The 21,306-nt window shown below is 64.0% G+C and carries 20 protein-coding genes and 2 tRNA genes; 12 read left to right on the top strand and 10 right to left on the bottom strand.

Annotated features, from left to right (window positions below):
* Nucleotides 1-229 precede the first annotated feature (229 nt).
* Complete coding sequence (gene orn, locus QLG02_RS09285; RefSeq protein WP_017410935.1) at nucleotides 230-775, bottom strand: oligoribonuclease; 546 nt, start codon at nucleotides 773-775, stop codon at nucleotides 230-232.
* A 91-nt stretch (nucleotides 776-866) separates the two neighbouring features.
* Between orn and rsgA the strand changes: the two genes are divergently transcribed.
* Genes rsgA through QLG02_RS09260 form a run of 5 tightly spaced genes read left to right on the top strand, consistent with a single transcriptional unit; the run spans nucleotide 867 to nucleotide 3,707 of the window.
* Nucleotides 867-1,901, top strand: a complete 1,035-nt coding sequence (rsgA, locus tag QLG02_RS09280; RefSeq protein WP_039215125.1) for a small ribosomal subunit biogenesis GTPase RsgA — start codon at nucleotides 867-869, stop codon at nucleotides 1,899-1,901.
* 28 nt (nucleotides 1,902-1,929) lie between these two features.
* Complete coding sequence (gene asd / locus QLG02_RS09275) at nucleotides 1,930-2,802, top strand: archaetidylserine decarboxylase (RefSeq protein ID WP_017410933.1); 873 nt, start codon at nucleotides 1,930-1,932, stop codon at nucleotides 2,800-2,802.
* Entirely contained in the window at nucleotides 2,799-3,050 is a 252-nt protein-coding gene (locus QLG02_RS09270) for a VF530 family protein (RefSeq protein ID WP_029304353.1), read from the top strand. Before asd ends, QLG02_RS09270 begins: the two co-directional genes overlap by 4 nt.
* A 4-nt stretch (nucleotides 3,051-3,054) precedes the next feature.
* Nucleotides 3,055-3,306, top strand: coding sequence for a DUF2960 domain-containing protein (locus QLG02_RS09265; RefSeq protein ID WP_011707214.1), 252 nt, complete (start codon nucleotides 3,055-3,057; stop codon nucleotides 3,304-3,306).
* A 2-nt stretch (nucleotides 3,307-3,308) separates the two neighbouring features.
* Entirely contained in the window at nucleotides 3,309-3,707 is a 399-nt protein-coding gene (locus QLG02_RS09260; RefSeq protein WP_282465033.1) for a hypothetical protein, read from the top strand.
* Nucleotides 3,708-3,819: 112 nt separating this feature from the next.
* Here QLG02_RS09260 and rclC read toward each other — a convergent pair whose 3' ends face one another.
* Both rclC and QLG02_RS09250 read right to left on the bottom strand, forming a co-directional pair.
* A complete protein-coding gene (gene rclC, locus QLG02_RS09255; protein ID WP_011707216.1) occupies nucleotides 3,820-4,389 on the bottom strand; it encodes a reactive chlorine resistance membrane protein RclC in 570 nt (189 codons plus the stop codon).
* Between the two features lie 42 nt (nucleotides 4,390-4,431).
* Nucleotides 4,432-4,761, bottom strand: a complete 330-nt coding sequence (locus QLG02_RS09250; RefSeq protein ID WP_282465032.1) for a carboxymuconolactone decarboxylase family protein — start codon at nucleotides 4,759-4,761, stop codon at nucleotides 4,432-4,434.
* Nucleotides 4,762-4,874: 113 nt separating this feature from the next.
* Here QLG02_RS09250 and QLG02_RS09245 point away from each other — a divergent pair, with 113 nt between their 5' ends.
* Nucleotides 4,875-5,792: an AraC family transcriptional regulator gene (locus QLG02_RS09245; protein ID WP_282465031.1), complete on the top strand. Its 918-nt coding sequence runs from the start codon at nucleotides 4,875-4,877 to the stop codon at nucleotides 5,790-5,792.
* Between the two features lie 60 nt (nucleotides 5,793-5,852).
* On the opposite strand, the gene QLG02_RS09240 is transcribed toward QLG02_RS09245, so the two are convergent.
* Nucleotides 5,853-6,347, bottom strand: a complete 495-nt coding sequence (locus QLG02_RS09240; RefSeq protein WP_017410927.1) for a hypothetical protein — start codon at nucleotides 6,345-6,347, stop codon at nucleotides 5,853-5,855.
* A 171-nt stretch (nucleotides 6,348-6,518) separates the two neighbouring features.
* Here QLG02_RS09240 and QLG02_RS09235 point away from each other — a divergent pair, with 171 nt between their 5' ends.
* Nucleotides 6,519-8,492: an EAL domain-containing protein gene (locus QLG02_RS09235; RefSeq protein WP_282465030.1), complete on the top strand. Its 1,974-nt coding sequence runs from the start codon at nucleotides 6,519-6,521 to the stop codon at nucleotides 8,490-8,492.
* 67 nt (nucleotides 8,493-8,559) lie between these two features.
* On the opposite strand, the gene rraB is transcribed toward QLG02_RS09235, so the two are convergent.
* Complete coding sequence (gene rraB / locus QLG02_RS09230) at nucleotides 8,560-8,907, bottom strand: ribonuclease E inhibitor RraB (RefSeq protein ID WP_076360509.1); 348 nt, start codon at nucleotides 8,905-8,907, stop codon at nucleotides 8,560-8,562.
* Between the two features lie 422 nt (nucleotides 8,908-9,329).
* On the opposite strand from rraB, the gene QLG02_RS09225 reads away from it, so the two are divergent.
* The 3 genes from QLG02_RS09225 to QLG02_RS09215 all read left to right on the top strand — a co-directional run bounded on the left by QLG02_RS09225 (nucleotide 9,330) and on the right by QLG02_RS09215 (nucleotide 11,949).
* Nucleotides 9,330-11,606 carry an immune inhibitor A domain-containing protein gene (locus QLG02_RS09225; protein WP_348994626.1) on the top strand — a complete coding sequence of 759 codons (2,277 nt, stop codon included), beginning with the start codon at nucleotides 9,330-9,332 and terminating at the stop codon, nucleotides 11,604-11,606.
* A 187-nt stretch (nucleotides 11,607-11,793) separates the two neighbouring features.
* Nucleotides 11,794-11,869: transfer RNA gene (locus QLG02_RS09220), tRNA-Phe, on the top strand.
* A gap of 4 nt (nucleotides 11,870-11,873) precedes the next feature.
* Nucleotides 11,874-11,949, top strand: a tRNA-Asn gene (locus QLG02_RS09215).
* A 43-nt stretch (nucleotides 11,950-11,992) separates the two neighbouring features.
* Here QLG02_RS09215 and QLG02_RS09210 read toward each other — a convergent pair.
* The gene (locus QLG02_RS09210; protein WP_011707223.1) at nucleotides 11,993-12,127 is read right to left on the bottom strand and encodes a hypothetical protein; all 135 of its coding nucleotides are present in this window, start codon (nucleotides 12,125-12,127) and stop codon (nucleotides 11,993-11,995) included.
* A 225-nt stretch (nucleotides 12,128-12,352) separates the two neighbouring features.
* On the opposite strand from QLG02_RS09210, the gene QLG02_RS09205 reads away from it, so the two are divergent.
* Together QLG02_RS09205 and QLG02_RS09200 are read left to right on the top strand one after the other, a co-directional pair.
* Nucleotides 12,353-13,630, top strand: a complete 1,278-nt coding sequence (locus tag QLG02_RS09205; RefSeq protein WP_282465028.1) for an alpha/beta hydrolase — start codon at nucleotides 12,353-12,355, stop codon at nucleotides 13,628-13,630.
* A 99-nt stretch (nucleotides 13,631-13,729) separates the two neighbouring features.
* Nucleotides 13,730-17,290 carry an ATP-binding cassette domain-containing protein gene (locus QLG02_RS09200; RefSeq protein WP_282465027.1) on the top strand — a complete coding sequence of 1,187 codons (3,561 nt, stop codon included), beginning with the start codon at nucleotides 13,730-13,732 and terminating at the stop codon, nucleotides 17,288-17,290.
* Between the two features lie 55 nt (nucleotides 17,291-17,345).
* Here QLG02_RS09200 and QLG02_RS09195 read toward each other — a convergent pair whose 3' ends face one another.
* The 4 genes from QLG02_RS09195 to glsB all read right to left on the bottom strand — a co-directional run bounded on the left by QLG02_RS09195 (nucleotide 17,346) and on the right by glsB (nucleotide 21,206).
* Nucleotides 17,346-17,555 (bottom strand): YgdI/YgdR family lipoprotein, encoded by a 210-nt coding sequence (locus QLG02_RS09195; protein ID WP_016351843.1) that lies wholly within the window; start codon nucleotides 17,553-17,555, stop codon nucleotides 17,346-17,348.
* 114 nt (nucleotides 17,556-17,669) lie between these two features.
* Nucleotides 17,670-18,845, bottom strand: coding sequence for a S8 family peptidase (locus QLG02_RS09190; protein WP_282465026.1), 1,176 nt, complete (start codon nucleotides 18,843-18,845; stop codon nucleotides 17,670-17,672).
* 119 nt (nucleotides 18,846-18,964) lie between these two features.
* Nucleotides 18,965-20,257: a sulfurtransferase gene (locus QLG02_RS09185; RefSeq protein ID WP_282465025.1), complete on the bottom strand. Its 1,293-nt coding sequence runs from the start codon at nucleotides 20,255-20,257 to the stop codon at nucleotides 18,965-18,967.
* Nucleotides 20,258-20,285: 28 nt separating this feature from the next.
* Nucleotides 20,286-21,206 carry a glutaminase B gene (gene glsB / locus QLG02_RS09180; RefSeq protein WP_029299132.1) on the bottom strand — a complete coding sequence of 307 codons (921 nt, stop codon included), beginning with the start codon at nucleotides 21,204-21,206 and terminating at the stop codon, nucleotides 20,286-20,288.
* Between the last annotated feature and the right edge of the window lie 100 nt (nucleotides 21,207-21,306).

Raw genomic sequence — 21,306 nt, 5'->3', positions numbered from 1 at the left:
TCGCGACCCCGACCTTGGCAAGGTCGTGCTCTACCAACTGAGCTATTCCCGCAACTACCTTAAAACGGCCGTACAGCATTTGGTTGCTTGCGCTACTGTACGGGAGCCGAATTATAAGAGCAGACATTCCAATTGCAAGGGCTTTTTTGTCTGGTTGCGCGCGTTCGCTCAAAAGCTGGTCGAACTGTCGATTTTAGCAACCGGGAGAGCACAAGCCCTTGCCGCAGACTCAGATCTTGAAGACGTGACTGCGGTAAAACTGCAGTTCGGCAATGGATTCGCGGATGTCGTCCAGCGCCTGATGGGTACCGCTCTTCTTGAACTGATCCAGCAGTGCCGGCTGCCAGCGGCGTACCAGCTCCTTGATGGTGCTGACGTCGACGTTGCGATAGTGGAAGAAGGCTTCCAGCTCGCTCATGTGCTTGACCATGAAGCGACGATCCTGGCCGATGCTGTTGCCGCACAGCGGGCTGGTGCGCTCCGGCACCCACTGGCGAATGAACTCGAGGGTCTCGGCGACGGCTTTCGCCTCATCGTGCTGGCTCGCCTTGACCCGGGCCACCAGACCACTGTTGGTATGGGTGTTGACGTTCCAGTCGTCCATCTTGGCCAGCTCTTCGTCGCTCTGGTGAATGGCGATGACCGGCCCTTCGGCCAGCACGTTCAGGTCCTTGTCGGTGACGATGGTGGCGATCTCCAGTACCACATTCTGTTCGGGGTCCAGACCCGTCATCTCCATGTCGATCCATACCAGGTTCTGCGCGCTGACTGTCATGATTGCTCTCTCTATTGGGAGGAATGGCGGAATTTTGCCAATTTGCATGTATCATACTGGCTTTGGATCTGTTCATAAACTGGCGAATCGAGTGGCAAAGAAAGCAAAACTCAATCTGGGTCAACAAAGGCGCGTCCAGGCCAACCGCGAGCGGCGGCTGCAAAAAGAGCACACCACGGTCGTGGATGACACCCTGTTTGGCCCGGCCATCGAAGGGGTGGTGATCAGCCGTTTTGGTCAGCACGCAGACGTCGAGGCGAGCGATGGCGCCATCCACCGCAGCAACCTGCGGCGCAGCAGCATCAGCAGCCTGGTGTGCGGCGACAAGGTGGTGTGGCGTCCCGGCCTCAATGCCGCGACTGCCGGCGTCATCGAGGCGGTGCATCCGCGTCACTCGGTGCTGACCCGGCCGGATTTCTACGACGGGGTTAAACCCATCGCCGCCAACATCGACCAGATCATCATCGTCTCGGCGGTGATGCCCGAGTTCTCCACCAACATCGTCGACCGCTATCTGGTGGCCGCCGAAGATGTGGAGATCCGCCCCCTGATCGTGCTGAACAAGGTCGACATGCTCGATGACGCGGCTCGTGCCCGCATCGAGCGCCAGCTCGAAACCTACCGCAAGCTCGGTTACGAGGTATTGCTGGTAAGCTGCGAGAGCGGCGAAGGGCTCGATGAGCTGAAAGCCGCCCTGACCGACAAGATCAGCATCTTCGTCGGCCAGTCCGGGGTCGGCAAGTCGTCCCTCACCAATGCCCTGATGCCGGGGCTGGATGTGCTCACCGGCGAGATCTCCGAGAACTCGGGGCTCGGCCAGCACACCACCACCACGGCGCGACTCTATCACTTCCCGAGCGGCGGCGATCTGATCGACTCCCCCGGGATCCGCGAGTTCGCCCTCTGGCATCTGGAAGCCGACCGCATCACCTGGTGCTTCGTCGAGTTTCGCGACTACCTGGGTGGCTGCAAGTTCCGCGACTGCACCCACAAGGACGATCCCGGCTGCGCCCTGCGGGCCGCCGTCGACAGTGGCGCCATCAGCGCCGATCGCTTCCACAACTATCACCGCATCCTGGAAACCATGCAGGAAGCCCGTCACGGTCGCCAACAGGCGCGGCTGTAACCCTATTCAACCTACCTTGATGATGAACATGAGCATTACTGACAACCTGAAAATTGCCGGTCAATACTGTCTGCCCAAACACGCCCTCTCCCGCCTGGTCGGCAAACTTGCGGCTGCCGAAGCAGGCAACCTCACCACCAGGGTGATCGAGGCCTTTATCAAGCAGTACCAGGTCGACATGAGCGAGGCGCTGCACGAGAGTCCGGCCCACTACAAGAGCTTCAACGAATTCTTCACCCGCGAACTCAAGCCGGGGATCCGCCCCCTGGTCGAGGATGCCATGACCCTGGCGCTGCCGGTGGATGGCACCGTCAGCCAGCTCGGCCCCATCCAGCAGGGTCGCATCATCCAGGCCAAGGGCCACGACTACAGCGCCCGTGAGCTGCTGGGCGGTTATGAGGACCTGGTGGCACCGTTCAAGGATGGCGACTTCGCCACCATTTACCTGGCGCCCAAGGATTATCACCGCATCCACATGCCGCTGGACGGCGTGCTGGAGAGCATGGTGTTCGTGCCGGGGGATCTCTTCTCCGTCAACCCGCTCACCGCCGAGAACGTGCCCAACCTGTTTGCCCGCAACGAGCGGGTGGTCGCCACCTTCCGCACCCCGCACGGCCCCATGGCGCTGGTGCTGGTCGGTGCCACTATCGTGGCCAGCATCGAGACCATCTGGGCCGGCAACATAGCGCCGACCAAAGAGAAGCGCGTCGTGCGCTGGGATTACAGCGGCGACGAAGCCATCACCTTGCAAAAAGGCGCCGAGATGGGCCTGTTCAAGCTGGGCAGTACCGTGGTCTGTCTGTTTGGCCCGGGCATGCTGGCCGGTTTCGAGCCCCATCTGGCCAACGGGGTCACCACCCGCATGGGTCAGCCCTTTGCGAAGCTGGCGGCGCAGGCATGAGCGAGCAACCCGCCTCCTCGCAGAAGAACAACCCGCTGCATGGGCTGACCCTGGAAGCCATCGTCACCGCGCTGGTCGAACACTACGGTTGGGAAGAGCTGGGACAGCAGATCAATATCCGCTGCTTCACCGATAATCCCAGCATCAAGTCCAGCCTGAAGTTCTTGCGCAAGACCCCCTGGGCCAGAGAGAAGGTCGAGAGCCTCTATCTGTACGTCCAGCGCAAGCAGGCCAAATCAAAGGAATAACGCCATGGCGTTCAAGATTACCTACACCTACGGCAAAAAAACCAAAGAGATTGGCTACGCCAACGACAAGTTCAACAGCATCTACGATGCCATTGCCGCTGCCGAGGGGATCAACCTGGCCAGCTTCCACGCCATGGAAGAGCAGCTGGCCCAGGTGTGCCGGCGCGACAAGAAGAGCGTGAAGGATTACCGGGAGAATTACTTCAAGGAGCTGGGCTTCTCCAACATCGTCATCGAACGGGACGCCAAGGAGTAAGCATGCGCACCCTGACCCTGATGGCCGCCTCCCTGCTGCTGGCGGCCTGCAGTACCCCGGAACAACATCTGGTTGGCGGTGATCGCGACAGCCACGGCTGCATCGGCAGTGCGGGCTATCAGTGGTCGGCGCTGACCAAGCAGTGCGTGCGACTGTTCGAGCAGGGTATCCGGCTCAATCCGACCGATGCCGGCCAGACCAGCAGCGCCTTCGTGCTGTTCAACGCCGATCAGAGCCAGGCCGAGCTGACCCTGCCGAGCGGCGAGCAGCACCTGCTCACCCGCCAAGGGGCGGAAGGCAACTGGTCGTGGCAAGGCAGCGGCTACGCCCTCTTCCCCTGGAAGGGCTATGTGCTCAAAGCCGGCGAGCAGACGCTGTTTCACGGCGACGTCGCCCGCTAACGCGGCAACCTGCTGCAAGCCCCCGGCCCCGTCGGGGGCTTTTTTATGCATGCCTCGCGCCCCATAAAAAAGCCGCACCCGGCAGGGTGCGGCAAACGGCAGGCAGGGTCACTCATCCACGTCTGGCCAGCAGGGTCCTGGCCGAATCCACCATGGCGATGTAACCACACGCCAGCATCATGATGTCCTTCAGCACCAGCCGCCCCGCTCCCGACAGATAGGGGAAACCGTGGTGGGCATCGCCCAGCGCCGGCACCCAGGTTTCCGGCGTGAACACCAGAAAGCTGAAGGTGACGAAGGGGGTCAGAAACGCCATCAGGGCCCCGATCAATCCCAGCAGGGGAAAGCGGAAATTGGCCAGGATCAGCAGGGCGAACACCAGTTCCACCACGCCCAGGCCATGGGAGTAGCCATAGGTGTTGTTCTGCTCGTGCCAGGCCCGGTTTTCCGGCACCAGCTCCCCCTCGTGATTGAGGTGCTGACGATACTGGTCCGGATGTTCATAGAAGAACGACATGAAGGGGCTGTTGGCCACGAAAGGGGTGATGCTGTCCGCCTCGTAGGGGATGAACTTCAAAAGTCCGATCCAGATGAACACGACCCCGACGGCAATCCGGCAGAGGGTTGCGCCCAGACGATCACCACCCGCGAGCACGGCCAGCAAGCGATTGAATATCAACATCCTTACTCCTCATGGGCCGGCCGCAGCCGGCCCCGCACGGCCTCAACGATCGATGGCATCCAGCACCCGGGCGGAATAGACCATGGCGGCCCCGGCATTCATGGCAACGGCGACACCCAGTGCATCGGCAATCTCCGCCCGGCTGGCCCCCTGCTTGAGGGCGGCATCGGCATGGACGGCGATGCAGCCATCGCAGCGAGTCGTGACGGCCACCGCCAGCGAGATGAGCTCGCGGGTCTTGCCATCGAGCACGCCGCTCTTGCTGCCGGCGGATGACAGCTGCTGATAGCCCTTGAGGGTATCCGGGCTCAGGGTGCCCAGCTCCATGACGCGGCCCATCAACTCTTTACGGTATTGATCCCAGTCTTGCATCTTGACTCTCCGGTTTGGCAGAACAGGCCCCAGCCTGCTCGATGAAACCAGTATTGCATCGAGGGGTGAGTCGTTTAATACTTTAAAGACGCAAATAACAGTCAAATGGAATCATGAATCAGATAGACCAGCTGATCAGCCAGGCCGGCATCCAGGGCACGTTCGACGTGCGCTGCCTCTATCGCGGCGGTTTCAGGCTGCCCCATGAGCAGAGCCCGGCCGGGGTGATGCCGTTTCACCTGCTGATGAAAGGAGAGATCCGGGTCAGCACGGCGCAGAGCGATGACGTGGTCCTGCGACCGGGCGATCTGCTGCTGCTGCCCGGTGGCGAGCCCCATACCATCTGGCGGGAAGGCGACACCCTGGCCCTGGCCGAGCCGGGCGACGGGCTGCTGCCGCGAAGGGGCGATGGCGGCGATCAGGTGGAGTTTCTGTGCGGCGAGTACCGCTATCAGGGGCCGCTGCGACCGCTGTTGCTGGATGCCCTGCCCAGCCCGCTCTGCATCCCGCTGCTCGCCAGCGAGTCGCAACAGGCGCTGAGCCTGGTGCTCAGCCTGATCCACCAGGAGCTGCTGCGCGAGCAGCAGGGCTCGGGGGCGGTGCTGACGGCCCTCAGTCAGGTGCTGCTGGCCATGGGGCTGCGGGCCCATGCCAGCGATCCGCACGGGGCGCTCGGGCTGGTCGGCGCCCTGCAGGACCCGAGGCTGGGACGTTCGCTGCAGGCCATGCTGGCCGACCCGGCCCATCCCTGGAGCGTGGATGAACTGGCGGCGCTGGCCACCATGTCCCGCGCCACCTATTTTCGCCACTTTCGCCAACGACTGGGCTGCAGCGTCTGGGAGTTCATGGTGCGGGTGCGGATGGTACGGGCGGCCGAGCTGCTGCGCCACCCGGATCAGCTCCCCCTCGGCGAGGTGGCGCAGCGGGTCGGCTATCAGTCGGAGGCCTCCTTTGCCAAGGCATTCAAGCAGTCGAGCGGGATGGCGCCTGGCCGCTTTCGCCAGCAGGGCTGGCCGGCCCTGCCCGGCTAGCGGGCCAAAAACAAAAACCCCGTTGCAAGCAACGGGGTTTTTGCTGGCACTCGGCGCAACTTAATTGCCGAGGGTAGAGAACAGGCTCTGTTCCAGGCTGCCACGGGAGACGCACACCGGGGTGATGGAGGGTGCCAGTACCCGCTCGCCGGAGGACTCGACGAAGTAGAGCTGGGTGTTGCCCTTGACGTTGACGGTCGCCACGCTGTTGTTGCCGCTCTGGGTGATGATCAGGTTGATCTGCAGGTTGGGGTTGCCCAGTGCGACCTTGGAACCCATGGTACCGCAATCCAGCCACTCCAGACCGTCGGCCGAATTCTCGACGTTGGCGGTCATCAGGCCGGAGCCGCGCTGGCTGTTCTCGATGTTAAGACCGTGATCGCCAAACCACTTCTCGGCACGGGCCCACACCAGATCCACCGGGATCTGCATCTCCTGGGTGTTGTTGGTCGCCTTGGCTACCGGCGGGGTATAGCGGTACTGTTCGCCGCCATTGTTGTCGCTGGCACAACCGGCCATCAACAGGGCCAGTGCTACTCCCACAATTTTTTTCATGCTGCTTCTCTCATCCATATAATCCGGCCATCGGCCGACCGGCGGCTATTATGGCGTCAGCGACACAGACTGTCAGCAGGGATCGGCAGAAATGAGTCAGCCTTAACCCAAGCTTTACAAAACCAGCCTGCTATCATAGATTTGCTCGAAATTTCCCCCGTGAGTGTCTGTGTGAACTCCTTGCTCACCCTGCCCCTGCTGCAGCAGATCATCGACCAGCTACCCATGAATATCTTCTGCCGGGATACGGATGGGCGCTACCTGTTTGCCAACCGCGCCTTCTCGGAACAGGCGGGCCTGTCGCAACCGGCGGATCTCATCGGCAAGACCGATGCCGACATGCCCTGGGGCGACATCTTTCGGGAAGAGGATCTGCGCCTGCTGGCGGAGGGTAAACCGCTGCTCTATCAGCAGTTGCACTGCAGCAGCGGCGATGCCACCAGCTGGATGGAGATCCACAAGATCCCACTCTACGACGCGCAAGGTAAACCGGTGGCCCTGTTCGGCATGGTCAATGAAATTGGCCAGCGCAAGGAGCTGGAGCAGACCTTCCGCCAGCAGCAGCTGCTGCAACGCCGCCTGCTGGACGCCATCCCGGATCCGATCCGGCTGGAAGACCACCAGGGGCTGCTGATCGACTGCAACCAGGCCTTTCTCGACTTCATGGGCATGGTGGCGAGCGAGGCGCTCGGCCAGCGGGTCGCCCACCGTCTCTCCACCGAGCTGCCGATGGGGCGCGGTGAATACTGCCTGGTGGACGCCAACGGCCAGGGCCGCCATCTGGAAGTCACCCGGGTCGATGTCCCGGACGACGAGGGTAACTCCCTCGGCATCCTCACCCTGAGCCGCGACATCACCGGGCTGCGCACCACCCAGGCCCAGCTGCAGCAGGAGCAGCACTACGACAGCCTGACCGGCCTGCTCAAGCTCTCCCACTTTCTGCAGACCAGCCGTCATCTCGGCGCCCGCAAGGCGAGCCTGGTGCTGGTCGATTTGCAGCACTTTCGCGAGATCAACGACCGCTTCGGCATCCGGGTCGCCGACCGGCTGCTCAATCAGGTGGCCCGCCGCCTGCAACAGCTGGCCCCGCCCCAGTCGCTGGTGTGCCGGGTCGCTGCCGACGATTTTGCCATGCTGCTGCCCGAGCTGAGCGAGCCGCTGACCAGCTGGAGCAGCCGCCTGCAGGGGGCGCTGATGGTGCCCTACCAGGTGGAAGAACACAGGATCCAGATCCCGGTGTTCCTCGGCATCGCCCACGGCAAGGCCAACGACGCCGAGCGCCTGCTGAGCCACGCCGAAGCCGCGCTGGCCCAGGGCAAGCGCCAGCAGCAGCACTGCACCCTGTTCGACCCAGAACTCGATGCCAAGCTCAAGCGCCGCCAGCTGATCGCCGCCCAATTGCCGCTGGCCATCAAGTCCGGCCAGCTGACGGCCGTCTACCAGCCCATCATCAGCACCCGCACCAGCCAGCTGCACGGGGCCGAGCTGCTCTGCCGCTGGCCCCACCCCGAGCTCGGCATGATCTCGCCGGACGAGTTCATCCCGCTGGCGGAGGAGCTGGGGCTCATCGGCCTGCTCGGCAGCCACATGCTGGAGCAGGGCTGTGCCCAGCTGGCCCGCTGGCAGGTGGCGGCACCGGATCTGGTGCTCTCCATCAACCTGTCGCCGCTGCAATTTCGCGACCCCGAGCTCTGCCCGCAGATCTTCGCCTGCATCGAACGCCACGGGCTCGCCCCCTGGCAGCTGGAGCTGGAGATCACCGAAGGGGTGCTGATGGAGAATGCCGACGAGATTGAGAGCAACCTGGCCAACCTGATCGAGGCCGGTTTTCAGCTTGCCATCGATGACTTCGGCACCGGTTACTGCTCGCTCGCCTATCTGCCCAGGCTGCAGGTGGCCACCCTCAAGCTGGACCGCAGCTTCACCCAGGGGCTGGCCACCAACCAGGCGACCACCGCCATCGTGCGCTCCGTCATCGGGCTGGGCCACGAGCTCGGCATCAAGATCACCGCCGAAGGGGTGGAGACGCAGGAGCAGCAAGCGTGGCTGGTGCAAGCCGGCTGCGATCGGCTGCAGGGCTATCTGTTCAGCCGCCCCCTGCCCCCCGCCGAGTTTGCCCGCAGCTACCAGCTGCCGGAGCTGTAAGCCAGCAACAACAAGGCCACCCGAGGGTGGCCTTGTTGTTGCTGCAACGCGTGCGTGAGCGGGTACCTTACTCCTGGAAGTAGGTGCCCCAGCCATCGTAGTCCACGCCGTATTTTTCGAGGATGGGCAACATCTTGGCGATGTCCGCAACTATGGTCTCGATGTCCAGCTTGCACTCGGTGGTGGCGTCGAAGCAGAAGATGGTGGCGCCGTCATCCAGCTCCATCTCTTCGGCATCGGTCACTTCGAAACCGGCCTTGAACAGGTCGACCGCCGCCTTCTCCAGCAGATCGAAATCCTGGCAGGCAAAGTGGTGCTCAATCTCGTATTCCAGATCCGGGTTGCTGCCATCGGCCAGCAACTCGTTGACGATGGCGGTGGTCTCTTCGCGCCACTCTTGCATATCAAGACTCATATTAACCCCAGATGCGACTGTGTTGGTATCAAATGCCCGCGTGGGCGGGCGCCGTATCGGCTGTGCCCCTGCCCGACAGGCATGGTTGCGGCAAAGCATACCCGCACAGCCACCTTGGCTCAATGCGGCAAGCCAAGATAAGCAGCAGGCGGCGGCCACCCCAAATGGGGTGCCATCACAAAAGGTTAATAAAGCGTAATCTTTTGCCGGGAATGAATTGCTCCATATGGAGCTTCAACGAGACACAGGAAAACCGCACAACCCCCGCAACAAGCCGTTTGAAATCAGCAGGATCCACCAGCAGCGCCCCGATGACAAAGGCCATGAACGAGGTGTATCAAGGGACGTGGGCGGAGCACTGCCCGTACGGAAAGAGGAGCCAGCCAGGCTCCCTTTTTATCATGTGAAGGAGCACATAGATAATGCCTAAAAAAACAATAATGGGCCTGCTTGTCGGCTCAACCCTTATGATTGGAAACCAGACCATGGCCGCCCCGGTCCACGGTCCGTTCGATGCCCCGCTGGCCGACGAGGTGAAGGTGCTGGAGATGCTCAAGAAGAGCGGCCGCATCCCCACCCTGGCCTCCCCCGAGCAGGAGCAGGCGGCCCTCGCCAGCTACTATCGCGAGAAATCGCGGGCCTATCAGGGCAACAGCGGCACCCTGGCGGTGAAAGAGGGCAAGGTGCGCGAAACCATCCTCAAGAAGATCCGCCTCAACGGCACCGCCCGTCCCGGCGATCGGGTACCCACCCTGCTGCTCAAGGCCATCGAGCGGGAGCACTACCAGGGCCAGATGCGCAAGGACAAGATCCTCGCCATCCTGGTGGACTTCCCGGACTATCCGAAGAACAGCGTGCGCCCCGAGCTCACCAAGATGTACTACCCGGATTACACCCCGGCGCACTACAACGATCTGCTGTTCTCGTCCAAGGGCTATGCCGGCCCGAACGGCGAGCGGTTCATCTCCATGCGCCAGTTCTACGAGCAGCAGTCCGGCCAGAGCTACAGCGTGCGCGGTCAGGTGGCGGGCTGGTATACCGCCGACAAGAACGCCGCCTACTACGGCGCCAACGCCACCCCCAACACCATCCGGGAGCTGGTGAAGGAGGCGCTGATCCAGGTGGCGAACGACCCATCTATCGATCTGGCGCAGTTTGACCAGGAGGATCGCTACGATCTCAACGGCAACGGCAACCGCAACGAGCCGGACGGACTCATCGACCACCTGATGATCTTCCACTCCAGCGTCGGCGAGGAGGCCGGTGGCGGCGATCTCGGTGAAGACGCCATCTGGGCCCATCGCTGGAATCTGGGCGCCCCCTACCCCATCCCCGGCACCAGCAGCCCGAGCCAGAACTTCGGCGGCCAGTTTGCCGCCTACGACTACACCATCCAGCCCATCGATGCGGCGGCCGGGGTCTGTGCCCACGAATATGGCCACGATCTGGGGCTGCCGGACGAATACGACACCAAGTACACCGGCAAGGGGGAACCGGTGGCGACCTGGTCCATCATGTCCTCCGGCTCCTGGGCCGGGGTCATCGGCGGCACCGAGCCGACCGGGTTCTCCGCCTGGGCCAAGGAGTTCCTGCAGGCCTCCCTCGGCGGCAACTGGCTGCACGGCAGCAACGTGCAGCTCGCCGATCTCAGCCCCCGCGGCAACGTCTACATGCTGGATCAGGCCAACGACAAGGGGCGCAACGACGATGTGGTGCGCATCAACCTGCCGGCCAAGCAGATCCCGCTCAACCCGCCCTACGCCGGCCAGTACCAATACCATGGCGGCAAGGGCAACAACCTCGACAACCGCATGAGCCTCAAGCTGGATCTGAGCGGCAAACAGAGCGCCAGCCTCGGCTTCAAGGCCTGGTATCAGATTGAAGAGGGATACGACTACGCCAGGGTGCTGGTCAACGGCCAGCCCATCGCGGGCAACCTGACCACCAGCGACGATCCCAACGGGGTGGGCTTCGGGATCGGCATCACCGGCAACTCCAACGGCTGGACCGATGCCGAGTTCGATCTCACCCCCTGGGCCGGTCAGCAGGTCACCCTCACTCTGCAATACCAGAGCGATGGCGGCGTGGCCGAAAACGGGCTGTTCGTGGACGAGCTGCAGATCCTCGCCGATGGCGATACCCTGCTGAGCGACGGGGCCGAGGGCAGCTCTGCCTTTACCCTGGCCGGCTTTGTGAAGAGCAACGGCAACGAGGCCAAGGATCACTACTACCTGGCCGAGTGGCGCAACCACGCCGGGGTGGACAAGGGGCTGGCCCACATCAACGTGGCCGACCAGCTGATGCGCTACGAGCCGGGCATGCTGCTCTGGTACGTGGACAACAGCCAGGCCAACAACTGGGTGGGCGTCCACCCGGGTGAGGGCTTCCTCGGGGTGGTGGATGCGGATCAGCGCACCCTCAAGTGGAGCGACGGCGCCGTGGCCGGCACCCGCTACCAGATCCACGACGCCACCTTCAGCCTGGGCTTCCAGCAGCCGCTCAACCTCAAGCACCCGAGCGGCTCCCTGCTGCGCGACTTCTGGATCACCCCGAACCGGGTGTTCAAGGATTCCCGCAGCTACCAGAGCAAGGAGATCCTGGATGCCGGTCGCCTGCTGCCCGAATACGGGCTCAAGATCAGCGTCACCGGCCAGGCCCGTGACATGAGCACCGGGCGGATCATCGTCAGCCGCCACTGAGGAGTACCACAGTTGTGACCAAGGGGCCTCAGGCCCCCTTTTTTTATCTGCTGACCTGCCGCCCAGGATGAAAACGGGCCAAACCGCCCAACAAACGCCCTGATTGCTCACTTGTCGAGCGAACAGTCCAACTATCTACGCCCTGCGGTTGACACATCCGTTCAGAAAGGGTTTAATGCGCGCCGTTGCCCAGATAGCTCAGTCGGTAGAGCAGGGGATTGAAAATCCCCGTGTCGGCGGTTCGATTCCGTCTCTGGGCACCACAATTCCTCCTTAGTTCAGTCGGTAGAACGGCGGACTGTTAATCCGTATGTCACTGGTTCAAGTCCAGTAGGAGGAGCCAAATTTGAAAAGCCCGCTCATCGAGCGGGCTTTTTTCATTTCGGTCAGCTGCCGTTGCAGGTTGCCAGCAGCAGGGTCGCTCCGCAGGTGGCACTGAACAGCAGCAAGCCGGTCTGCAGCACACCCTCCGGGTTTACCCGTTTCTCTTTTTTGCGAAATCGTATCCACTTAGGCTTCATCAAGCCCACCTCGTCCCGTTACGACCCCTGCCCCGTCGGCAGGCGAGCCATCTTTGTGCAGCCGCCCGGCGCCGTCAACTCCCTTGCCGACAATAAATTCATCACGCTGCCACCGTCCGTTTTCCCTTCGTGACAATGTTAACAATTTGGAAAACCGACGTGACCCGTTCCCACACCGGGGCTATGATGAGGCCGACGATTTTCCTACCCTCAGGGAGACCCCAGATGAGCAGCCCGTTGCGTTACGTGCTGGATGGCATCCATTGCGAGCCCCGCTTCTTCACCGTGCCCCTCGACCACCAGCGACCGGATGACGAGGAGACCCTCACCCTGTTCGGCCGCACCCTCTGTCGCCAGGACCGGCTGCACGACGATCTGCCCTGGCTGCTGTTCCTGCAGGGTGGGCCCGGCTTTGGTGCCCCGCGTCCGACCGCCGACAGCGGCTGGATCAAGCGGGCCCTGCAGGAGTTTCGGGTGCTGCTGCTCGATCAGCGCGGTACCGGCCACTCCAGCCCCATCAGCGCCGAGGCGCTGGCCCAGCTCACCGCCCCACAGCAGGCGGAGTACCTCGGCCAGTTTCGCGCCGACAGCATAGTGCGCGACGCCGAATACATTCGCGAAGTGCTGAGCCCGGGGCGCCCCTGGAGCCTGCTCGGCCAGAGCTTCGGCGGTTTTTGCAGCCTCACCTACCTCTCCCAGTTCCCGGACAGCCTGCACGAGGTCTACCTCACCGGCGGGGTGGCCCCCATCGGCCGCAGTGCCGACGAGGTTTACCGCGCCACCTACCAGCGAGTGGCAGACAAGAACCGCGCCTTCTTCGCCCGCTTCCCCCACGCCCAGGCCATCGCCAACCGGCTGGCCAACCACCTGCACAGCCATGAGGTGCGCCTGCCCAACGGCCAGCGCCTGACGGTGGAGCAGTTGCAGCAGCAGGGGCTGGATCTGGGGGCCAGCGGCGCCTTCGAGGAGCTCTACTACCTGCTGGAAGACGCCTTCATCGGCGAGCGGCTCAATCCAGCCTTCCTCTACCAAGTGCAGGCCATGCAGCCGTTCAACACCAACCCGGTGTTCGCCATCCTGCACGAGTCCATCTATTGCGAAGGGAGCGCCAGCAACTGGGCGGCCGAGCGGGTGAGAAGCGAATACCCGGCCCTGGCCTGGGCACCGGGCAAGGATTTCGCCTTCACCGGCGAGATGATCTTCCCCTGGATGTTCGAGCAGTTCCGCGAGCTCATCCCGCTGAAGGAGGCCGCTCACCTGCTGGCCCAGAAAGCGGACTGGGGTCCCCTCTACGACCCGGCGCAGCTGGCCCGCAACACTGTGCCGGTGGCCTGCGCCGTCTATGCCGAGGACATGTACGTGGAGTTCGACTACTGCCGCGACACCCTCAAGGGGCTGGGCAACAGCCGCGCCTGGATCACCAACGAATACGAACACAACGGCCTGCGGGTCGATGGTGAGCAGATCCTGGACCGGCTCATCCGCATGAATCGGGATCGCTGATCCCGCCGGGTTCGCGCCCGCAGCAAGACGACAATATCGAGGGCGACCCATGAGTCGCCCCGCCCCTCTGGAAGCAGCACAAAATAATAAGGACACCCATTGGATCATCCGGAAATCTCGGCCGGCTGGCTGAGCCGCCTCTTCTATCACTGGACCGGCCCGCTGCAGCGCAAGGGGCTGAGCGAGCCCCAGGTCAACCTCGACGATCTCTATCCCCTGCTGCCGGAAGACAGGCGCGATGGCCGTGCCGACGCCTTCCTCGCACTCACCGCCGCCCAGCCGGTGCGCCCCTGGCCCATCACCGCCTTCATCTGGCGCCATTATCGCGGGCGCATTGGCCTGCTCACCCTGCTGCAAATGCTCGGCATGCTGGCGACCCTGGCCAGCCCCTGGCTGCTCAACCACAGCATGACCCAGCTCGGTGCCGGCGCCCCCACCGAGCAGAAATTGCTGCTGGCGTTCGCCCTGTTTGCCTCGGTGCTCGCCTCCGGCATGCTGGCGGAGCACTCGCTGCAACTGGCGCTCAAGATGCACGTGCCCATCCGCCGCCTGCTGGCCGAGTCCCTGCTCGCCAAGGTGATGAAGCTGGGTGGCAAGAGCTTCGACGACCGGGCCGGTGGCCGGGTGCAGAACCTCATCAACCGGGACGTGTGGGACATTACTTGGATTCTTGCTGACCCCGCCATGCCGCTCACCATGCTGCTGCAACTGCTCGGCACCATCGCCCTGCTGGTGTGGCAGGTGGGCAGCGCCGGCCTGGTCGGCTTCGCCGTGCTCACCCTGCTGCTGCTCATCTCCACCCGGGTGGTGCGGCGCATGAACCAGCAGGAGCAGCAGCTCAAGCGTCAGCAGGACGAGCGCAACGGCATCCTGGCGGAGTACATCAAGAAGCTGCGGCTGGTGCGCCAGAACGGGCTCGGCGCCTTCTTCACCCGGGCCGCCGGCCACAAGCGCCAGCAGGAGCTGGGGGTGCTGGGGCGGGTGCTCAGGCTCGATGCCATCAACGAGAGCCTGATGCTGAGCACCCCGCTGCTGGTGACCCTGGCCACCTTCACCACCTATCTGGTCTCGGGTAGAGAGCTCACCCTGCCCCAGGTGTTCACCACCATCGCCCTGTTCACCGTGCTGCGCATCCCCATGATGCGGCTACCCTACCTCATCCGCACCCTGATCAACTTCAACACCGGCTTCAACCGGTTATGCGAGTTCCTCAACAGCCCCGAGCAACACCGTGATCTCACCGATCCCAGCTTGCCGGTAGGCGGCCTGCAGCTCGACAACGTCACCGCCCTGCACCAGCAAAAACCGGTGCTGGAGGGGATCAGCCTGCACATCGAGCCGGGGGAACTGGTGGGGATCACCGGTGCCACCGGGACGGGCAAGAGCTGCCTGCTGCACCTCATCGCCGGTTTCGACAACGGCTTCGCGGGCTGCATCCGTCGCCACGGCCGGGTCGCCCATCTGGGCCACAAGCCCTGGCTGATGAACGACACCATCCGCAACAACATCCTGTTCGGTCAGCCCTGGCATGGCGAGCGCTATCGCTGGGTGCTGGGGGCCTGTGCTCTGGGCGCCGACCTCACCCTACTCAGCCATGGCGATCAGACCCTGGTAGGCGAGCTCGGCACCCGCCTCTCCGGCGGCCAGCAACAGCGGGTCGCGCTGGCCCGCGCCCTCTACGCCCAGGCCGACATCCTGCTGCTGGACAACCCGCTCTCGGCGCTCGACCCCATCGTCTCGGCCCAGGTGCTGGAGCAGGGGCTCGCCTTCAAGCCGGGGCCGACCCGGCTGCTGGTGAGCCACGACCCGGACGTGCTGGCCCACTGCGATCGGGTGATCCGCATCGAGCAGGGCCGACTGGTGGAGCTCGATGCCCACCAGCTGGCGGACCTCATCCAGCATCCCCGCCCCACCCCGCCGGTGCCGCCTCAGGAGGCGGAGCAGTTCAGCGAGGAGAAGGTGGTGGAGGGCAAGGTGGACTGGGGGCTGTTCGGCTTCATGTGGCAGCGCCTGGCCGCCCCCGGCGCCATCCTGCTCGCCCTGCTGCTCACCCTGGGCCAGGAAGGGCTGCGCATCGCCTCGGATCTCTGGCTCGGCGGCAAGGCCGGGGTAACCGGGGTGAGCGAGCTGCTCGGCATCTATGTGCTGCTGGGGACGGGCTCTCTCACCTGCATCATGGTGGTACGGGTCATCAACTACAAACTCGGCCTCAAGCTGGCCTGGACCCTGTTCGACGGCATGCTGGGGCGCATCAGCCGCGCCCCCATGGCCTTCTTCGACAAGGTGCCGCAGGGGCGCATCCTCAACCGCTTCGATCGGGATCTGGGGGAAGCCCAGGAGATCCTGCTCTCCATGCTGATGGGGCTGTTCGGCATGCTGGTGTCGGTGGCGCTGCAGGTGGTGGTGATCGGCGTCAACATGCCGCTGTTGTTGCTCATCGCCCCTTTGGTGGGCTGGGCCCTCTATGTACTGCAGCGCCGCTACCGGGCGGTGCAGCTCAAGCTGCGGCGACAGGCGTCGGTGCTGCGCTCGCCGCTCTACATCAGCATCAGCGAGACCATCCGCGGCGCCCCCGCCCTGCGCCTGGCCGGGGCCGAGCGTTTCGCGCTGGATCAGGTGCTGCTGCACTATGACAACAACCTGCGCAGCTGGTACACCACCACCTCCATCAACCGCTGGCTCGGCATGCACCAGACCCTGCTCTCCGCCGCCCTGGTGGGCGCCGTGGCACTGATGGTGGCCTTTGGCAACAGCTCGCTGCTGGGGGCCGTGGCCATCACCTACGCCTTTACCGCCTCCGCCATGCTCAACTCCCTCATCCGCACCTTCGCCGAGGTGGAGCAGGTGATGAACGCGGTGGAGCGGGTGCGCGAATACAGCGAAATAGAGAGCGAGCGTCAGGAGGGGGAGGCCCTCGCCACTCCTCACCCTGCGGTGCGCTTCGACAACCTGGGGCTGCGCTATCCGCAGGCCAGCCAGTGGGCGCTGCACAAGGTCAACTTCGAGCTGGCCCCCGGCGAGAAGGTCGGCGTGTGCGGCCGCACCGGCGCCGGCAAGAGCTCGCTGCTGGGGGTGCTGCAGGCCATGTATCCCGCCTCCCAGGGGGAGATCTACTACGGCGAGCAGCCGCTGTCCCGGCTGGCACCGGAGGCGGTGCGCGATCTCTACGACACCGTCTCCCAGATCCCGCTCACCTTCTTCGGTACCCTGCGTGCCAATCTGGCCCCCCTGACCGAGCACGACGACGCGGCACTGGAGCAGGCGCTGGCGCGGGTCGGGCTGGCCGAGCGCTGCGCCGGCCGGCTGGACGAGGAGCTCGACAAGCTGCAGCTCTCCGCCGGCGAGACCCAGCTGCTGGTGATCGCCCGCATCCTGCTGTCACGCCGCCCGCTCATCGTGCTGGACGAGGCCACCTCGGATCTCGATCACATCGGCATGCGCAAGATGGCGGAGCTGCTCTATCGCTACCGGCCCGAGGCCAGCTATCTGGTGATCGCCCACCATCTGGAGCCGCTGCTGTCGGTGGACCGGGTGGTGGTGATGGAGGCCGGCACCGTGGTGGAGCAGGGCTCGCCGGTGAGCCTGCTGGCCAACTCCCACTCCCGCTTCCACCAGCTGTTCGTGGGTCAGGTGAACCGCCAGGTGCCCCAGACGGTGTGAGGGCTGAAAATGACAAGGGCTGCCCGCGGGCAGCCCTTGTTGCTTGCGGAGAGCCTCAACGCTCCATGATCTGGGTGACGTCATCCTTCTTGATCATCACCTCCCGCCCTTCGGTATCGTAATAGCGGTACATGCCGGTGCTCTCGTCCAGCTTGGGCTTGCTGTCGGTGGTGATCATCTTGCCATCCTTGGTGCTCATGATGTACTGGGAGCTGCACGCCACCAGTGCCAGGGCACACACCAGGATCATCATCAGTTGCTTCATCGCCTGTTTTGCCTCCCGCTTCACCCTCACCACGAGGGTGGTGTCTGCAGCCTAGTTCAACCAGATGAGCCCGTTTGCCGCCATTGCCGCAACGGGATCAACGTCAACAATCAGCTACTTGCGCCCACCCGGCTTGCCACTGCCACCGGTCCCCGGCCCACAGCCGAGCGCCATTCGATCTGCCGCCGCCTTCGCCTGCACCAGGCCGTAGCCATAGCTGTTGTCGCGCCCCAACGCCCCCAGATCCTGGGCGCTGCTGCGCAGGGTCTGGCGCAGCTGATCGTTGCTGCACTCCAATCGCTGCGACCAGACCAGCGCCGCCACCCCGACCACGTGCGGCGTCGCCATCGAGGTGCCGCTGTAGTAGGCGTAGCCGGTCGGCACGGTGGAGAGCACGGAGACACCGGGAGCCGCCAGCTCCACCTGATCGTTGCGCTGGGAGAAATAAGCCAGCTGCTTGTTGGCATCGATGGCGGCCACGCTCACCACACTGCCGTAGGAGGCGGGATAGGACTTGCTGGTGTTGCCCGCATTGCCCGCTGCCGCCACGCTCAGCACGTTCTGCCCATAGGCCTGATTGAACGCCTGCTCCTCGGTCTTGCTGGGCACGCTGCCCCCCAGACTCATGTTGATGACCATGCGGGTGAATCCCCGGTTGCTCATCCCCTGCTTGCAGGCATTGAGCGCTCCCACCAGGTTGGAGGAGTAGGCCCAGCCGTTGGCCCCGAACACCTTGACGATCTGCAGCGGCACGCTCTGGTTCGGCAGCACTCCGACGACCCCCAGATCGTTGCCGCCCACGGCGGCGATGGTGCCTGCCACGTGGGTGCCGTGGCCGTTCTCGTCACTGCTCCAGCTGCCGGTGCCGGCATCGTTGCTGCCCTGCACCTGGGCCCCGTGGGGCAGGTCCGGGTGGCCACCGCTGTAGCCAGAGTCAATGATGCACACCAGCACCTCTCCCGCCGCCGCGTCACTGAGCTGCGGCGCCTGCACCATGGGAATGCCGTAGGGCAGGGTCTCGGCGCTGGCATAGCGTTTGGCGTCCGGCTCCACCCAGAGCACGTTGGGATTGTGCGCCAGCGCCGTGGCCGCCGCCCCCGGCAACCAGAGCGCCAGCGCGTGCTGCTCGGGCAGCGCCAGGGCCAGCTCGCCCCCCATTCCCTTGCTCTGGGCCAGCACCGCCGCCTCCGCCCCCGGTTTCAGCTGCACCAGATAGCGATCCCGCTCCGCGGCCATCGCCCCCTGTCCCAGCACGCCTGCCACCAGCAGGCCTAGCCATATCCGTCTCATCAGTCACTCCTTGCATCGACCTGATTGTCACTCGCAAAGTGTAGTGTCCGGCTGGCGCAGGCCCGAGCGGGTACAAAAAGGCCGGACATGGGTCCGGCCTGTTTTGTCATCGTCGTCGATTACTTTGCGGGCTTGCGCTCGCCGGTCACGATGGGGTTCTTGGGATCGGAACTCCACTCGTACCAGCCACCGTCGTAGACGCTGATCCGCTTCCAGTCCATCAGCCAGGCGTAGAAGAACGCCTCGGAGGCGCGCCAGCCGGTACCGCAGTAGAAGGCGGCCTGCTGGGTCGGCTCTATGTTCCACTCGTCCCACATGGCGAGGATCTCGCGGGCCGGCTTCATGGTGCCGTCCGGGTTGTGGAAGTCGCTCATGCTGTTGGCATCGACACCACCACGACCCCATTTGGCACCGGGAATGTCGCCCTTCGGCTTGATGTAGCTGTAGCCGGAGATATTGCCGACGAACTCGTCCCAGGTGCGCACGCTGACCAGGGCACCGTCGGGCTGCTTGAGCAGTTCCTTGGCCTGGCTCAGGGTGGTGTAGTACTCGGGATGGGCCGGGATGGCGACGCCGAACTCCTTGGCCGGAGTGAACTTGTTGGCCAGCCCGGTCTCGGTGCGCAGATGCTGCACGAACCAGGCATCCAGGCCGCCGTCCAGCAGCCGCACGTCCTGCACGCCGGCATACATCATCAGGTGGGCCGCACGGGCCGCCGCCATGGTGTTGCGGCCGTAGAGGATGACGGTGGTATCGTGGCGGATGCCGTTCTCCAGCAGCAGCGCCTTGAGCGCCTCGTCAGAGACCTTGTTCCACAGCGGCTCCTCTTCCAGCCGGTTGGTGTCGATGTAGCCGGCCCCCGGGATGTGGCTCAACAGATAGGCCTTGGGTGAACCCCACGCCACCTCGAACAGCTTCCAGTCACCCTTGGGCGCAGCCACCACCGGCTTGCCCTCCTGCAGGTCGGCCAGCCAGCGCGGGTAGACCAGCTGCTGCCAGCGGGCCAGATGCTCGCGCGGCGCGGTTTTCCAGCCCTGCAGCTCGAACAGCTGCTTGATGCCCTGCTGGCGCAGCAGACGAGCCACTTCGGCCACCTCGCGCGGGGCACCGTAGAGCGCCACCGGCCGATCGGCCTTCAGCCCCTTGGTCGCCAGCGCCGCCGGCCACTCCTCATCGCTGTACTTCCATTCGGCGGAGAGGTTCTCGGCGCCGACCACGTGGCCGCCCTGCTGCTCGCCCTCCATCGGCCAGCCCTGATAGAAGTAGCTGGCGCGGGTATCCAGAATGACCGCCTGCTTGGCGTTGGCATCCGTCAGCGAAAGCGGTGGCAGTTCGGCAGCCAGGGTCGGCAGGGCATGCCAGAGCAGCAAGGTTGCCAGGGTGGCCCGTAACAAGCTCATTATTCGTTTCATGGTGATCTCTCGATTCAGAGTGACAAGGTTAAAAAATAGAGCGGCCCAGACGCTCGGCCAGCAGTTCCAGCGCCGCCGTGCCCGCCAGCGAGTTGCCCGCCTTGTTGAGCTCGGGCGACCAGACACAGACGCACAATTCCCCCGGGATCAGGGCGATGATGCCGCCACCGACCCCGGATTTGCCCGGCATGCCGACCCGATAGGCAAAATCCCCCGCCTCGTCATAGAGGCCGCAGGTGGCGAGCAGGGCGTTGACCTGTTTGGTGGTGCGGGCCGGCAGCAAGGGGGTCGTCGCGCCCAGCGGCACCCCGCGGTTGGCCAGATAGATGAATGCCCGCGCCAGGTCGACGCAACTCATGCGGATCGCACAGGCATTGAAGTAGCTCTGCAGCACCTTGTCCACTTCGTTCTCGAAATTGCCATAAGCCTTCATCAGATAGGCAATGGCCGCGTTGCGGGCAGAGTGCTGATATTCGGAGCGGGCCACCACTTGATCCGCCATGATGGCCGGATTGCCCGAGAGGCGGCGCACCAGCTCCAGGGTACGCTGACGCGGCGCGGTGAGGCGGGTCTCCAGCAGATCGCTCACCACCAGGGCGCCGGCATTGATGAAGGGATTGCGGGGAATGCCCTGCTCGAATTCCAGCTGCACCAGAGAGTTGAAGGGCTGGCCGGAGGGCTCCTTGCCGACCCGGGCCCAGATCTCCTCTTCCTGATAGAGGGTAAGCGCCAGCGTCAGGCTCAGGGCCTTGGAGATACTCTGGATGGAGAAGGGCTCGCTGGCGTCACCGGCGGTGAACAGCTCCCCTTCCACGGTACAGACGGCGATCCCGAGCCGGTCGGCCGGCACCTGGGCCAGCGCCGGAATGTAGTCGGCCACCTTGCCCTGTCCGAGCAGCGGGCGCACCTCATCCAGGATGCTGGCCAGTAATTCGGATGACAACACCATAAGCGATTCCATAACTAACGTGGCGATCCCATCACCACCGACAAAAATCCCGCCAGCGGCGGGACTTGTCTATCTGCTGTCGCAGGCTGTCGACACCGGG

The organism is Aeromonas sp. V90_14 (assembly GCF_029967615.1).
GTDB lineage: Bacteria > Pseudomonadota > Gammaproteobacteria > Enterobacterales > Aeromonadaceae > Aeromonas > Aeromonas hydrophila.
This window is presented reverse-complemented; position numbering and strand designations above follow the sequence as displayed.